Annotated in this window: 14 protein-coding genes and 2 pseudogenes; 5 read left to right on the top strand and 11 right to left on the bottom strand. The window is 68.9% G+C overall.

Annotated elements, in window-relative coordinates; translation table 11 throughout:
* Positions 1-438: 438 nt before the first annotated feature.
* From ABT123_RS36505 to ABT123_RS36490, 4 genes are all read right to left on the bottom strand, one after another.
* Positions 439-1,413, bottom strand: coding sequence for an ArsR/SmtB family transcription factor (locus ABT123_RS36505; RefSeq protein ID WP_351322724.1), 975 nt, complete (start codon positions 1,411-1,413; stop codon positions 439-441).
* Positions 1,414-1,655: 242 nt separating this feature from the next.
* Positions 1,656-2,117 (bottom strand): protease inhibitor I42 family protein, encoded by a 462-nt coding sequence (locus tag ABT123_RS36500; RefSeq protein WP_351322722.1) that lies wholly within the window; start codon positions 2,115-2,117, stop codon positions 1,656-1,658.
* 28 nt (positions 2,118-2,145) lie between these two features.
* Positions 2,146-2,496: a hypothetical protein gene (locus ABT123_RS36495; protein WP_351322720.1), complete on the bottom strand. Its 351-nt coding sequence runs from the start codon at positions 2,494-2,496 to the stop codon at positions 2,146-2,148.
* Positions 2,497-2,669: 173 nt separating this feature from the next.
* Complete coding sequence (locus tag ABT123_RS36490) at positions 2,670-3,248, bottom strand: TetR/AcrR family transcriptional regulator (protein WP_351322718.1); 579 nt, start codon at positions 3,246-3,248, stop codon at positions 2,670-2,672.
* A gap of 90 nt (positions 3,249-3,338) precedes the next feature.
* Here ABT123_RS36490 and ABT123_RS36485 point away from each other — a divergent pair, with 90 nt between their 5' ends.
* The 4 genes and pseudogenes from ABT123_RS36485 (at position 3,339) to ABT123_RS36470 (ending at position 6,249) form a co-directional block, all read left to right on the top strand.
* Positions 3,339-3,785 carry an anthrone oxygenase family protein gene (locus ABT123_RS36485; protein ID WP_351322716.1) on the top strand — a complete coding sequence of 149 codons (447 nt, stop codon included), beginning with the start codon at positions 3,339-3,341 and terminating at the stop codon, positions 3,783-3,785.
* Between the two features lie 243 nt (positions 3,786-4,028).
* Positions 4,029-4,430 carry a DUF4267 domain-containing protein gene (locus ABT123_RS36480; RefSeq protein ID WP_351322714.1) on the top strand — a complete coding sequence of 134 codons (402 nt, stop codon included), beginning with the start codon at positions 4,029-4,031 and terminating at the stop codon, positions 4,428-4,430.
* Positions 4,431-4,749: 319 nt separating this feature from the next.
* Positions 4,750-5,322 (top strand): annotated as a pseudogene (locus ABT123_RS36475) (GNAT family N-acetyltransferase).
* Between the two features lie 780 nt (positions 5,323-6,102).
* Complete coding sequence (locus tag ABT123_RS36470) at positions 6,103-6,249, top strand: hypothetical protein (RefSeq protein WP_351322712.1); 147 nt, start codon at positions 6,103-6,105, stop codon at positions 6,247-6,249.
* 134 nt (positions 6,250-6,383) lie between these two features.
* Here ABT123_RS36470 and ABT123_RS36465 read toward each other — a convergent pair whose 3' ends face one another.
* The 6 genes from ABT123_RS36465 to ABT123_RS36440 all read right to left on the bottom strand — a co-directional run bounded on the left by ABT123_RS36465 (position 6,384) and on the right by ABT123_RS36440 (position 10,997).
* Positions 6,384-6,920, bottom strand: a complete 537-nt coding sequence (locus tag ABT123_RS36465) for a hypothetical protein (protein ID WP_351322710.1) — start codon at positions 6,918-6,920, stop codon at positions 6,384-6,386.
* 179 nt (positions 6,921-7,099) lie between these two features.
* Positions 7,100-7,528, bottom strand: a complete 429-nt coding sequence (locus ABT123_RS36460) for a DUF4240 domain-containing protein (RefSeq protein WP_351322708.1) — start codon at positions 7,526-7,528, stop codon at positions 7,100-7,102.
* A gap of 119 nt (positions 7,529-7,647) precedes the next feature.
* Positions 7,648-8,316, bottom strand: coding sequence for a transposase (locus tag ABT123_RS36455; RefSeq protein ID WP_351322705.1), 669 nt, complete (start codon positions 8,314-8,316; stop codon positions 7,648-7,650).
* Positions 8,309-8,605 carry a hypothetical protein gene (locus ABT123_RS36450; RefSeq protein WP_351322728.1) on the bottom strand — a complete coding sequence of 99 codons (297 nt, stop codon included), beginning with the start codon at positions 8,603-8,605 and terminating at the stop codon, positions 8,309-8,311. Before ABT123_RS36450 ends, ABT123_RS36455 begins: the two co-directional genes overlap by 8 nt.
* Before the next feature lie 485 nt (positions 8,606-9,090).
* Positions 9,091-9,987 carry a hypothetical protein gene (locus ABT123_RS36445; RefSeq protein WP_351322702.1) on the bottom strand — a complete coding sequence of 299 codons (897 nt, stop codon included), beginning with the start codon at positions 9,985-9,987 and terminating at the stop codon, positions 9,091-9,093.
* Positions 9,984-10,997 carry an SPFH domain-containing protein gene (locus tag ABT123_RS36440; protein WP_351322726.1) on the bottom strand — a complete coding sequence of 338 codons (1,014 nt, stop codon included), beginning with the start codon at positions 10,995-10,997 and terminating at the stop codon, positions 9,984-9,986. The genes ABT123_RS36445 and ABT123_RS36440 overlap by 4 nt, the downstream gene beginning before the upstream one ends.
* 443 nt (positions 10,998-11,440) lie before the next feature.
* Here ABT123_RS36440 and ABT123_RS36435 point away from each other — a divergent pair, with 443 nt between their 5' ends.
* Positions 11,441-11,842, top strand: coding sequence for a hypothetical protein (locus ABT123_RS36435; RefSeq protein ID WP_351322700.1), 402 nt, complete (start codon positions 11,441-11,443; stop codon positions 11,840-11,842).
* On the opposite strand, the pseudogene ABT123_RS36430 reads toward ABT123_RS36435, so the two are convergent.
* Positions 11,839-12,501: pseudogene (locus ABT123_RS36430) on the bottom strand (IS200/IS605 family accessory protein TnpB-related protein); the annotation flags it as partial. The gene ABT123_RS36435 and the pseudogene ABT123_RS36430 sit on opposite strands and share 4 nt — an antisense overlap.

The following is a 12,501-nucleotide window of genomic DNA, read 5'->3' as shown; positions in this document are numbered from 1 at the left end:
CAGACCACCACCCTGCGGATACCTCATATACCCGGCATACCGCGACGATCACCGCTCGTCAGCCCCTGCGACAACCCGCCTTCAAGGTCAGTAACGGGGCGCTGCCGGAGTTCCTCGGCGGCCTGGCCGGAGCTGTGGTGTTGGCGGCGGTAGCGCGGCCCTGTGCGCCCCTCGGGCCAGGTGGAACCGGTAGCGCACAGCGGCCGGGAGTACGACACGTTCGGTTTGAACGACACCGCGCTCGGCAAGGTGCCCGGGTCAGGTCAAGACGAACCCACCCCCAGGCCCCGCAAAGGGGTTCGGCTGTGTGGAACAGCAGGGTCCATGGCCGCGCTGTGTGCCGCGGACGAGCCGCCCGAGCGGCGGTCTGCATCGGCGGACCTCAAGCGCTGGGTACGCAACCTGCCCCGTGGAACGGGGTTGGGGCAGCGGAAGCGGTCATCGGATGACGGCGTCGTTGCGGAGGAGGGCTGTTCCGAGGGGGGTGAGGGTGTGGAGGACGGCGGCGCCGGTGCGGGTGGTGGTGATGAGTCCGGCGTTGCGCAGGACGGTTGTGTGCTCGCTGGCCGAAGGCAGTGAGATGCCGACGCGGTCCGCTGTTTCGGTGGTGGTGGCGGGGCGGCGCAGGCTGGCCAGGACGGCGGCGCGGGTTCGTCCCAGGAGTGGGCCGAGGGCGTCGGCGGCATGGGCGGGCTGCTCGTCGGTGCGCAGAGGGTAGGTCAGAGTCCAGGGTTCGCTCCGACGGCGGCCGTACATCGGGCCTTGCGCGAAGTACGACGGGATGAGGATCAGGCCCTGTCCGCCCAGGTACAGGTCGGCTGGCTCGCACGGTGCGGGGATGTGCCAGGTTGGTGCGTGCCAGTACCAGTCGGGGACGAGGGTGGCAAGCATGGCCTCGACCCCGCCGCGCAGCAGTGTCTCGGCCTGTAGGGCCCGGTCGGCGACGGCGAGGGCCTGCATGTGCGGCCATAGGGGAGCGAGGGTGGAGTCGAAGTAGCGCAGTGTGTCCTGCGCCAGGATCTGCCGGCCCTTGTCGGTGCCGTCGGCAAGTTCCCGCAACTTGGCGTTCTCGCGGGCGCGGCGGTCGAGCACGGCGATCTCGTCAGCCAGTTCTTGGGCGGGTGTCGTTGCGGCACGTTCAACTCCTGCGTGCAGCGAGGGGGATGAAGCATGGACGAAGAAGTCGAGCAGGCCGCCTTGCGGGGGATCCAGGTCGAGAAGGATCCCGGTCCGAGGAACGTTGTCCTGGACGATCGTCCTCAGCCACTGTGTGAGGCCGGGACGCGTACGGCCCATGGCCGTGCGTCCTGACCGTAAGTAGCGAACGCTGAGCGCGGCTTCCAGCAGCGCATTGGGGACGGGGGCGACGGTGATCTGGCGCAGATCGGCTTCGGTGAAGTGGATGCGCAGCATGAATCCGATCGTCTATCCGGCCGACCTTCTTGGCCACAGCTGAAAGGCATGGCGACCGAAATCCTCGAGAGGCAGTCTCTTTCTCACCGGCCTCTGCTGCGGGCAGGCGAGGTGGTTATGGCTGCAACACGCTGGCGCGGCCTTCGCCGCCACGGCTCTCGGCAACCCACCCCCGCCCGCCGGTACCACCGGGTGTGGGCTCTGTCGGCACGGATTAGCAGAACCTGTTCATGCCCTGCGGCTCAGTTGACGGTGACGGTGTAGGTGATGCGCTCGGGTGCCTGGGAGGGAGTGGTCGCCCCCGTGGTCGGGGTGGCGGAGGGCCCAGTCGTCGCGGGGGGCAGGGTGGAGGTGTTGCCCTGGCAGGTGGTGAAAGTGCAGTGGAGCAGCGTGAATCGAGTGGTCCCCTTGCCCTTGGCCTCGAAGGTGAAGGTGAGCCGGCCGCCGACACCGGGCACCGCTTCGTCGCCGGAGTCCGACGCGTAGACCTGGCCGCGGCTGACCAGTACGGAGCTGTCGGGCTCGGGGTCGACCAGGTACCAGTACTCGCGGGTGGAGGCGTTCTGGTCGACGGTGAGCGTGAAGCGCTCGCCTGGCTCGGCAGTGATGCTGGTGTCCTTCACCGGGCGGCTCGCGGTGCTCGTGGAGCCGTCGGCCGGTTCGTCGGTGCCGGAGCCGCAGCCCGTAGCGAGAGCGAGGAGCACGGCCGCCGCGATCGCCGCACCGCCCCTGCTATCGCGGAAGACATACCTTGTACGCGTTGGGGAGATCACTGTTGGAAGCCTTGCCCGTGTAGCCGTTGATGAAGTCGTTCTCGCTGACCCAGGTGGTCGAGCCCCAAGGGTTGTACACCCGAAGCATGTCACCCTCCTGGGCGATGGAGGTCATCGCGTGGGCGCCCTCCTCGCCCGAGACGGCGACAGGCACCTTCGGGGTGCAGCGGGTACTGTTCGGCCACCGGGCGCTGCTTGAAGGCGTCGGGGTCGTCCCGCTGCCCGTCGGGGCCGCCGGGGAGCTCAGCGCGTACAGGGGCTCGACCATGGCGCGGGACGTGACGGTGGACGAGGCCACGCAGGTACCCACGGAGGCATTGCCACCCGCCCGCCACGCGAGGGCCTGCGCCCACTGCGTGACCCGGCGACCGTCCACCTCGGCGGTGACGACGAGGGCACAGGCGAATGACGCGGCGTCAGGGGGCGTATCGGATCGTGATCGGGGTCTGAGGGTCCCGGCTGCGTGCCCGCCGGGACGGTGTGTCAGACCATGGCGAGCCGGTCCACCAGCAGCTCCACCCTCGGCTCGATGGCCTCCGGCGGCAGCCGTCCCGCCCGGGTCAGGGTCGCCAGGCCGTGCAGGGACGCCCAGAACACCTCGGTGAACAGTCCCGCGTCGACGCCGTCCCCGGCGACTTCGGCCAGGCTCTCCAGCAGCGCGGCGAAGGCGTCCTTGAGGGGCTCCGGGGTGTCCTCGTGTGCGAACGCCAGGCCGCCGTCGAGCTGGAACAGGGCGTCGTAGACCGCCGGGTTGCGTGCGGCGAAGTCGAGGTAGGCACGGGCGAGGGCGGCGACCCGCTCGCGCGGGCGGTTCGCGCTGGAGGCCGCGGCCCGCAGCGCCACGGCCATCTCGGCGGCGCCCTCGAGGGCGACGGCGCCGATGATCTCGCGCTTGCCGCGGAAGTGGCTGTAGAGGACGGGCTGGCTGTATTCGATGCGCTCGGCGAGCCGGCGGGTGGTGACCGCGTCCCAGCCCTGCTGCTCGGCGAGTTCGCGGGCTGTCGCCACGATGAGGCGTTCGCGCTCCGCCCGTTCGCGCTGCTTGCGTTCCTGTACCGACATGATTCGATCCTAGCATTGCTAGACAAGTGAGCGGCGGCAGTACTAGCGTTGCATCATCAGCTAGCAACGCTAGATGCGAAGAGGGTCATCATGCTCAACGCACTCGAGGTCTTCACCACCGTGGTCGTCGGCGTGATGGTGGGGGTGGAGTTCTCCGTCGCCTTCGTCATCAACCCGATCCTCAACGCCCTCCCCGACGACAGCGGCCAACTCGGCCGCGCCCACGGGGGCCGGATGCTCGGCTCCGTGATGCCGGTCTGGTACATCACCTCGCTCGTCCTCGTCGCGGTCTGGGCCATCGCCGGATGGCGCCACGACGGCGCCGGCCTTGTCGTCACGGCCGGCGCGCTGCTGATCGTCAGCGTGGTCATGTCGATTCTGCTGCTCGTCCCGATCAACAACCGGGGCAAGGCGTGGACCCCTGACAACCGGCCCGACGACTGGAAGGAGCAGATGAACCGCTGGGACCGCTTCCACTACGTCCGCGTCGCCGTCATCATCGCAGCCTTCGCCCTGCTGGTCGCCGCCCTCACCTGAGCCTGCGGGCTCCTCCGCCCGGTCGTCAGCAGCAACCGCTCGGCCGTACGCCCGAAGTGCGGCACCGCCAAAGGCCGCCCGGACATGCACTGGTTCACCCCGTTATGCCGACGGCTTTCGCCCCGTCGGGCGTGAGCCCGACAGGGCTTCGGATCACTGGCCCCGCGGGCCGACGCCGCACCGGTGGCGCACAGTCCCCACTCCCCGGGCGGCAGCCGGCCACCGGAATCCCGACATCCGGGAATGCAGCTGCCGCCCGTCTGGTTCGGGGTGGAGTTCATCCTGAGCCCGGAGACGACGGCACCGGGCTTCAGCCTGCCGAGCTGGCCGTCCGGCGACGGCGACGGCTTCCTGATCATCAAGGGAATCCGCGACGTCGTCTTGGCCCTGGTCCTGGGCATCCTGCTGGTGACGGGCTACCGCCGGGCGCTGGGTTGGGTGCTGCTGGTGGAGGCCCTAGCCGCGTACGGAGACATGGCCACCGTGCTGACCCACCACGGCTCCGTGGCCACCGCGCTCGGCGTCCACGGCCTGACCGCGACACTGATGGTGGTCAACGGCCTGCTGATAGTGCGCGAGACCCGCAAGGTCGTGGCCGCTCCGGCAGTGGATGGCGCAGCGCGGCCCCTGCCCCGATTCTCATAACCGTGGCGGGCTCAAGCGGTCAGCGCATCACCGCTCCGAGAGGTCGTTAATTCCGTTTCTGGTCGTGGCCTTGCCCGGGTTGGGCGAGGACGCCTTGGCGCGCAAGGTATCCGAGGCGGCTTCGGGTGACGTTCAGGCTTGGGTCGCCGATGGCCAGGCCGAGCAGTTGTGCCGTTCGTGGACCCTGAATGCGCGGTCGGGGTGCTGGTTGGAGGCGTGCACGATCTGCTGGTAGGCGGAGCCTTGGGTCGTGAGGACCTGCCCAGGATCGGGAAAATTCGGTGCTCTGCCCGTCCCGTGAGGGCGCAGGATGGTGCGCATGACTTTGGCCACCCCCGTACTGCACACCGCTCGCCTGCGACTGCGCCCCTTCACCGACACCGACGCGGACCCCCTCTTCGCGCTGCACAGCAGCACCTACGTGATGCGCTACTGGGACTCCCCACCTTGGACCGAACGGGCCCGCGCCGAGCGCTTCATCGCGATGTGCCGGAAGATGGCGGACGAAGGCACCGGGGCGCGGGTTGCCATCGACCGTGCTTCCGATGGGGCCTTCGTCGGCTGGTGCGTTCTGACCGGATGGAACCCGGACTACCGCAGGGCATCGTTGGGCTACTGCCTCGACGATGCGATGTGAGGCCACGGCTACGCGACGGAAGCCGCGCACGCCTTGCTGCAGTGGGCATTCGACACACTGGACCTGAACCGAGTCCAGGCCGAGACCGATACGCGCAACGTGGCATCCGCCCGAGTACTGGAGAAGATCGGATTCGTGCGTGAAGGGACGTTGCGGGAAGACTGCGTCGTGAACGGCGAGGTATCCGACTCGTGGGTGTTCGGATTGCTCAGGCGAGAATGGCGACCGGCGGCCGTGCCGACCCCAGCCCGCTAAGTTCGCTTCTGGTAGCGACCTCGACTCGAGGGCATCGGGTTCGGTACCTGCCGGTGCGACCTCCACGATGGTCTTTCGGGCGGTAGTCAAGTTCGTAAGCCGTGCTTCGGTCTCGGCCCGGGCCGCGGTGATGCGGATCCCGAATTTCCCCGGGGCGGCTCTTCGTTCCCCAGTCGGTTGCTGTGGGCAACTGGGGGAAGGGCTGCCCGCTTGTGGAGTGTGCGGGCCGTGCCGGCTGGCCTGTGGCGCTGAACAGCCTCGGCAGCGCCCTGATGGAGGTGCGGCGGTTCGAGAAGGCCCCAGACAATGGTCCCTTGCCGTCGTCCGGGAAGCCTCCGCCCCGATCAGGCGGTCTCCGCGACCTGGATCACGAAGGGCTGTTGGTCGTTGGCCAGGTTCTGATCGTCGTCGCTGGTCACCGCTACGGTGCCGCCTTCCAGATTGCCGAGGGCACGGTGGGGCCAGCTTGACCGGGATCTGGGCGGTTGCACTGCTCAACACGGCGAGCCCGGCCGGGAAGGTGCAGCGCACCTGTTGGCTGTTCTCGAGCTCGGTGCAGTTCTCCGGGTGGAACGGTTCCTCCGCCGTGACCCCCTCCGGCAGGGCGACCACCACGCTGAACGGCGAGGCTGTCTGCCTTCACACTGGAGCGCCGCCGTCCTCGGCGACCGTCTACCAGCGCCACCGCCGCGATGCCGACTTTGCCACTGCCATGGACCGGGCCACCGCCACCCGCAGCACCCCGGAGCCCGCCGGCGCCGCCCCGACGCGCAGTGGTCCGTGTTCTACACGCACCTCGCCACCCACGGTGTGCTCCGCCAGGCGGCACTCGCCGCGGGCATCCGGCCTGAAACCGTCTACGGCTGGCGCCGGACGGATCCCGGCTTCGCGAAGCAGACCGACCACCTGCGCACGCGACGGGAGTAAGGAGGCCTTCGGGAGTGGGCGCGAGCCGATGCCGAATCAGGGCCGCGCGAGGGGCCGGTGGTGCTCTGACCAACGGGTGGGTGGCAGTCGTGGTCACGGGCGAGCGTGCGGGTGTGCGCCTGTTGCGCAGGTACTCATGCGCGGGTGAGGACGTACTGGTAGGCAACCCCGCGAAACGTGATGCCGCCGGTCAGCTCGGTGACCCGGGTCGTGGCTCCGGTGCATTCGGCCGTGGCGAGTGTCGGGCCCCACGGGGTTTCGAACCGGATCCGGCTCCTGCCGGAAGGGTCTTCCACCAGGCTTGGGGCGGAGGTTACGGCGCCGTCTGAGATGGCCGGGTGGGAGAATTCCGTGCTCACAAGGCCGTTGGGGATTGCCCCTCCGGAGGCCTGCGGAGTGACTGTTATGGCGATGGGCGAGGCGCCTCCGGCCACGGTCAGCGTGCCGGCGAAAGCAGTGTCGGCAGTGCCCTCGGCTGTGACGAGGTAGTCCGTGAGCAGGGTGTCACCGCAGGTGTCGGAGACGCTCGCACCCCCGGACTTGCGATCCACGGCATGCGTGGAGGGAACTGTGAGAAGGGCGGCTGTGGCCGTCAGGGCGATGAAGGCGAGACCACGCATGGTGTGATTCATGTTCCCCCAACGATCCGAGCGCGTGATCGGTTCGGCCAATGCGTGTGGATACGGGACGACGTACCCCGAGGGCTGTATGCGAGGTCTGCGGAATGACCGGTAGCCCGTGGTGCCGGCCGGTGCTCGCGCGTTCTGCCCTCACCGGTCTGTCGGGCCGGGCCTGCCAGGCCCTCCCGGCAGCCGCACGGGCTAGAGCTGCCATCCGCAGGACATGCCGTTCAATCAGCCCAGCCCTCGGTGTTCGAGCATGACTCGTAGGAGTAGCGCGTGTCGCGGCCCCACTCCTCCCCAGTGATGCGTTTGTATGCCCGGTCCGGTGTGTAGAGCAGACGCTCGGCCCAGATGAGGTCGGTGGCGTAAGGAGTGAAGGCCGTAGGGTCTTGGAGGACGCTGTCGAATACGGTGCGGCCGGCGGCGACGACCGCGGCACGGGTGTAGAGGAAGGCGTCATCGGACAAGTCGTGTCCGTACTCCTTGCGGTCCAGCCGGTAGAGCGCCCATGACAGTTGCTCGGCAAACCCGATGACCAGCGACAGCGGGGACTGGGCAAGGCGTGCGGTCACTGTGGCGGCGAGGAGTTCGGCGTCAGGGTCGGGTTCCGTGGGCCTGCAGTCCTCGATGAGCTGCCAGAAGGCGTCTTCGTTCATGCTGGCGAGCATGCCGCAGCGGTCTGACAGTCCTGTCTGCCGGGTCACCTGTTTGCTGCCGTTGTGAGCAGTACGCGCTTGCGGAGAAGGGGGAGCTTGGCCCGTCCGAACATCTGGCGCTAGGTCATCTTGATGTGATTGACGCGGCCCTCGGCGGGGCCGGAGTACCAGCGCGTGCTCAGGCCCTGGAGCACAGCATCCCAGTCCTTCTCCAGACCCGTGGCGAAGGTATGCAGGCGGGGCAGGTCCGCGGTGCGGGTAGAGGTGATCCAATCCTTGAGGTGCTGGCCGGAGCGAGTGCGAAGGAGTTCTATCTCCCGGATCCCGTGCCCGTGGGCCAGCAGGGCTTGGAGAGTCGCGTGCCGCTCTCTGATGCGAGCTTCGATCGGTGACATCGACTTCGTCGTATCCGAGTCGCCGCCATCGCTCACAGGGTCATCAGGGCTGGTGAAAGCCGCCTTGAGGCAGTTGACGCGGAGTCGGACGCTGGCTTCGACGGCGGTGCCGAGGTTCTGCCAGAGGTGGAAGCGGTCGGCCACTTGGATCGCGTTCGGGGCGCCGGTCCGGGCACCGTCTGCGTAGGATCCGGCCCGGTCACGGCAGATGACCTCGGCGCCGGGATGCTCGCGTAGCCAGTCGGCCAGGGTGGAGGCGTCGCGGCCGGGCAGGAGGTCGAGAGGCCGGCCGCTCTCGCAGTCGATGAGGACATCGCCGTAGTGGTGCCCGCGGCGGGTGGCAAAGTCATCGACGCCCAGCACCCTGGGGACGGCCCAGACGGGATCAGGCACGGCCATGATTGCCCGGTTGACGTGTTGTCCGGCTCACCTTCGTCTGCAGGGCAGCAGCGCGGCGGGACCCGGCGCGGCTGGCGAGGGCAACTGCAACGACCGCCAGGACACAGCGCGAAGGAGGAGCGCGTCTCCCGTACCTGAACGTCAGCCCCGCGCCCTGCTTGACGAACGTACGACGCCCACACAGATCGCTATCGCAGTACAGCTGCCGCACGGTCAGCCCGATCAGCACCGGCTGGCCACCGACCGGGGTATCAGCCGGCCGACGCTGGTAGCAGTTGTGCACACGACTCGACGGAAGCTCACAGTCGGGGCACGGAGCAGGGCCATCGAAGGTTTTCGCCACGATCTGCACCACACCGCACTCCGTGAACACCCGCTTCACCAGAACAGCCCTGAAGTGCGGAAACAGCACCGCTATGAGGTCATCACACCGCACCACGGTCCCAGATGACGAGACGTCACCGTGGCAGAACGCCGTTGATCGTTCTCACGGAATCTGTGCCAGAACCGGGTTTCGGCATCACACTTTGGTGTGGGCTGACGTTGGCGAAGCGGCCTTGAGGGTCCGAACACCGGCGGTAGGGTCCGAGGAACAGGTTGGTGGAGAGGCATGGCGGGTGTGGTTCCGTTGGCGGAGTCAGTCACGCGGGAGACCGTCGAGGTGATGGTGGACTTCGACGGGTTCGCGTTCCAGGAAGGAGACGGCATGGGGCTCCCGTCCCGTTCCCGGAGGAGCAGGACGAGGCCGGGCAGCGCCGTTCCTGACGATTACGTGAGCAGGCGCAGTGATGTCGCTGCGATGCCCAGTCGTATGCTCTGGCCCCAGGTCAGCTGCAGGGCATCGGCCTCCATCCCGTCGCCGAAGACCACGATCCGGTCCGACTCCACGGTCAGTCGCAGTCCTTGCTCCTGTTCCAGATGGCCGGAGATCCTTGAGGTTCCCGTCGTGGGCGATGGCCAGGCCTCGCGCACGAACCACAGGAGCCGGCGGTCGCACGGAGCGGGCAGCTGTGCGGTGCTGCCGCGTTCCAGCCACAGGGAGCGCAACCAGCCGGTGGCGCCGGTGCCGGTGCCGACGAGTACGCCGGAGGACGCCTGGGCCTCGCCGGGGCCTTTCTCGCTGTCGGGGCCCAGGCGGTAGCGGGCCGTCTGGTGGCCGGGCGGGCCCAGGTAGATCTCGTTCAGTGCGAGGAGGCGCTGGGTGTCGTCGGCGACGGCCTCGACCATGGTCAGGTCTTCGGTCCGTCCCCCGGTGGTCGCGGCACGCAGGAGGGCGGCCGTGTCGGTGCAGCGGTGACGGACCAGGACTCCGGGGTTGCGTCCCGGGTCGGTGTCGATGCCGACCACCGGCTGTCCGCAGAGGTATTTCGCGGTGTTGGCGACCAGACCGTCCTGCCCGACCACGACCACCACGTCCTCCGGCGCGAACAGGAAGCGGTCCAGGTCCGCCCGTTCCACCTGGGAGCTGCGCCAGGTGAGTGGCACCGCCGCCGCCACCTCCCGCAGCGCCTGCCGGGTCCGGTTGTGGCGGTTGACCACCTCGTCGATCGAGCGGCCCCGGCTGGAGAGGAAGAACGCGGCCTGCCCGTGTGTCCCGTGCCGGTCGATCAGTTCCTCGTACTCGGTCCTGCGGTGCACGAGCACCGCCCGAGGGGCCAGGCTCACGCGTCCGCCCCGGGGTCCGGACGCCCGAGCCTGCTGAGGAGGCCGGTCAGGACGTCCGGGGTGAGCGTGATGCTCTCGACCCGCGGCAGGTTCTCGGCCAGCCGGGTCGCCGCCAGGGCGTACAGCGTGCCCGGGCCGGTCTCTCCGTGCACCTGCAGCCAGGCAGCCTGGGCCTCGGCGCGTGCCGAGCCGGTCTCGCGGGCCGCCTCGGCGTCCGCGCGTGCCAGACGGACCGTGCGGGCCGCCTCGGCCTCGGTCCGTACGCTGTCGGCCGCCGCCTTCTCCTCGGCCTCGCGACGGGAGTTGATGCCCCGCTGCTCGACCAACTGCTCCTCGCGCCGGGCCAGTTCGATCTGACTGGCCAGCTCGTTCTCTGCGATCGCACGCTCGCGCTCGACGGCGATGGCCCGCCGTTCGTACGTGGCCCGGTCCGCCTCCTGCTGGATCTGCTCGCGGGCCGGTGTGCGCAGGGCGCGCTCCACCTCGGCTTCAGGCCGGATCGCGACGACGCGCACGGCCACCACATCGATGCCGGTGGCCGGGAGCCTGGGCTCGGCGGCGAGACCGGCGGCGACGCTCTGCCGTACGGAGGCCACGCCATCCACCAGTGCGACGGCCAGCGGGGTCCGGGTAAGCACGTCCAGCGTGTGCTGCTGCGCGGTCTCGGTGAGGAGGGTGGAGATCTGCTCCAAGGGCGCGCCGCGCCAGTTCCCGGTGTCCGGGTCGACGGAGAAGTCGAGCCGGTCCGCCGCCTCGGCCGGGTCGCTGATCCGGTACGTGACGGTGGCCTGCACGGTGACGTCCTGGAAGTCGGCCGTACGCGCATGGAAGGCCATGGCCAGCTCCCGGTCGTCGACGGGTACTTCGGACAGCGCCGCCGACAGCGACCGGTACCAGAAACTGAGCCCTCGGCCGTCATGGACGAGCCGGCCGCGCTTGTGGTGGCGGATGTGGGTGGTGGGCGCGGATCGGAGATGACGCCAGCCGAAGCGCCGGGTGATGTCGGCCATGGTGAACCCCCTCGATTTCGTCGACATGACGATAATGGTGAACGTCAATATCGTCAAGAAGATGAAAAGGGTGGGGCCGCCCTGAACCCGGCGCAGCCGTTTGAATTTGAGCGGGGTGGCGAAGCGCCCCGCGGAGCGTCGGCCGGACCGATCTCCCGTCACGGCCCGGACGGGGCTGGGGGAGGAGACGCACCCGACCCTGGCGACTGACCAAGGGCAGCAGGTCAGAACGGCCACGACCGGGTGCCAACGATCAGCCGCCGGGCCGGGCCGGGCCGGGCCGCGCCAGCGGTGGCGTAGGTGAACGGGACGCTGGCGTGTGCACCGGCGACGGACTCGTTCGGGTGAAGTCGGGCCTTAGGGCGAAATCGGCGGGTAAGCCTGCCGCCGAGGTTCCGTGCACCATGCACCGGAGTCGATCGTCCTGGCCGCCCTGGAGGGCCATGTCCACAGTGCGCATCCGCAAGCTGCTCACCGCGACTGCCGTCGCCGTGCTCCTCTCAGTCGCCGGAGCGGGCTTCGCCGCCCCCGCGAGCAGCGCCACGGTCGCCCCGGCGGCAGAGCGGTCCGCCCGGGCGCCCGGGTTCAACGCGGGCGGGGTGTACGACATCTACCAGAGCAACGCGACCGTCCGGGTGGACTTCTCGCAGGACGCCAGCGGGCGCCTCTACGGGTCGGTGCGCTCCGGCAACACCGTGGGCAACCTCCGGGAAGGCTCGGTCGACGGCCAGCAGATCTACTTCGTCATCGCCTGGTCGCACGGTCCCGTGGGCCGCTACACCGGGACACGGGGCCCGGACGGTCGGCTCTCGGGTACGACCTACGACCTGACCAACCGTTCCTAGTCAGTGAGCAGGAGTGAGTCTTGGACCCACGTCCCGGCACTGCGCGCATCCCGAACGGTTGTGGATGCGCTGGTCTCCCGCGTTCCTTGTGTTGTCCCTGTCCGGGCACGTGCATCGTGTGCACGGTCCGTGACGGGTGGGCGGGTTCCCTCACGCCCTTGGGTACCACGGTCGGCCTGGACGGTCCGATGCCCGCGACGATCACTCCGGTTGTCGCGGGGCGGTGCCGTCCGTCGCCGGATCGGGTGCCCGAGGGCGCGTCGTCCGATCGCGATACCGGCGGCATCGTGACGGGACATCTTTCGACGTGGGGTGACAAGCGGCTTGCGCCAGTGCTGGGCGCCCCACTGAGAGGTGTAAGCCGGATCAACCGCGACGATCGACAGACCGGCTTCGGCGGCCATGGAGACGAGCCGGGCCTTCAACTTGCCAGTGGGCATGCCGGAGATGAGCTGCCGGAACTGTTTCCGTCTGCCGTGCTTCTCCCGCGTCTTCTCCGCTTGGAAGTCCAGATCCTCGATGGCGATCGCGGCAACGCCGACCCGCTTGGCCCAGTGCAGTACCTGGGTGATGGCGTGCCGGATCTGCGCGTCCCGGTGGTCCGCGGTGCCCGACAGGTCATAGAAGAACCGGTGCGGCTCACCCATCGGATTGCCGTG

It is taken from the genome of Streptomyces sp. NPDC002054, from assembly GCF_040296685.1.
Lineage (GTDB): Bacteria > Actinomycetota > Actinomycetes > Streptomycetales > Streptomycetaceae > Streptomyces.
The sequence above is the reverse complement of the archived record's forward strand: the minus strand, read 5'-3'. Positions and strand labels throughout refer to the sequence as shown.

Bases quoted from the DNA above. Each gene is read 5' to 3' on its own strand.
- ABT123_RS36440 (WP_351322726.1), bottom strand. From the start codon at position 10,997: ATGGCCGACATCACCCGGCGCTTCGGCTGGCGTCATCTCCGATCCGCG.
- ABT123_RS36480 (WP_351322714.1), top strand. From the start codon at position 4,029: ATGCAGCTGCCGCCCGTCTGGTTCGGGGTGGAGTTCATCCTGAGCCCG.
- ABT123_RS36490 (WP_351322718.1), bottom strand. From the start codon at position 3,248: ATGTCGGTACAGGAACGCAAGCAGCGCGAACGGGCGGAGCGCGAACGC.
- ABT123_RS36460 (WP_351322708.1), bottom strand. From the start codon at position 7,528: ATGAACGAAGACGCCTTCTGGCAGCTCATCGAGGACTGCAGGCCCACG.
- ABT123_RS36485 (WP_351322716.1), top strand. From the start codon at position 3,339: ATGCTCAACGCACTCGAGGTCTTCACCACCGTGGTCGTCGGCGTGATG.
- ABT123_RS36435 (WP_351322700.1), top strand. From the start codon at position 11,441: ATGTCCACAGTGCGCATCCGCAAGCTGCTCACCGCGACTGCCGTCGCC.
- ABT123_RS36505 (WP_351322724.1), bottom strand. From the start codon at position 1,413: ATGCTGCGCATCCACTTCACCGAAGCCGATCTGCGCCAGATCACCGTC.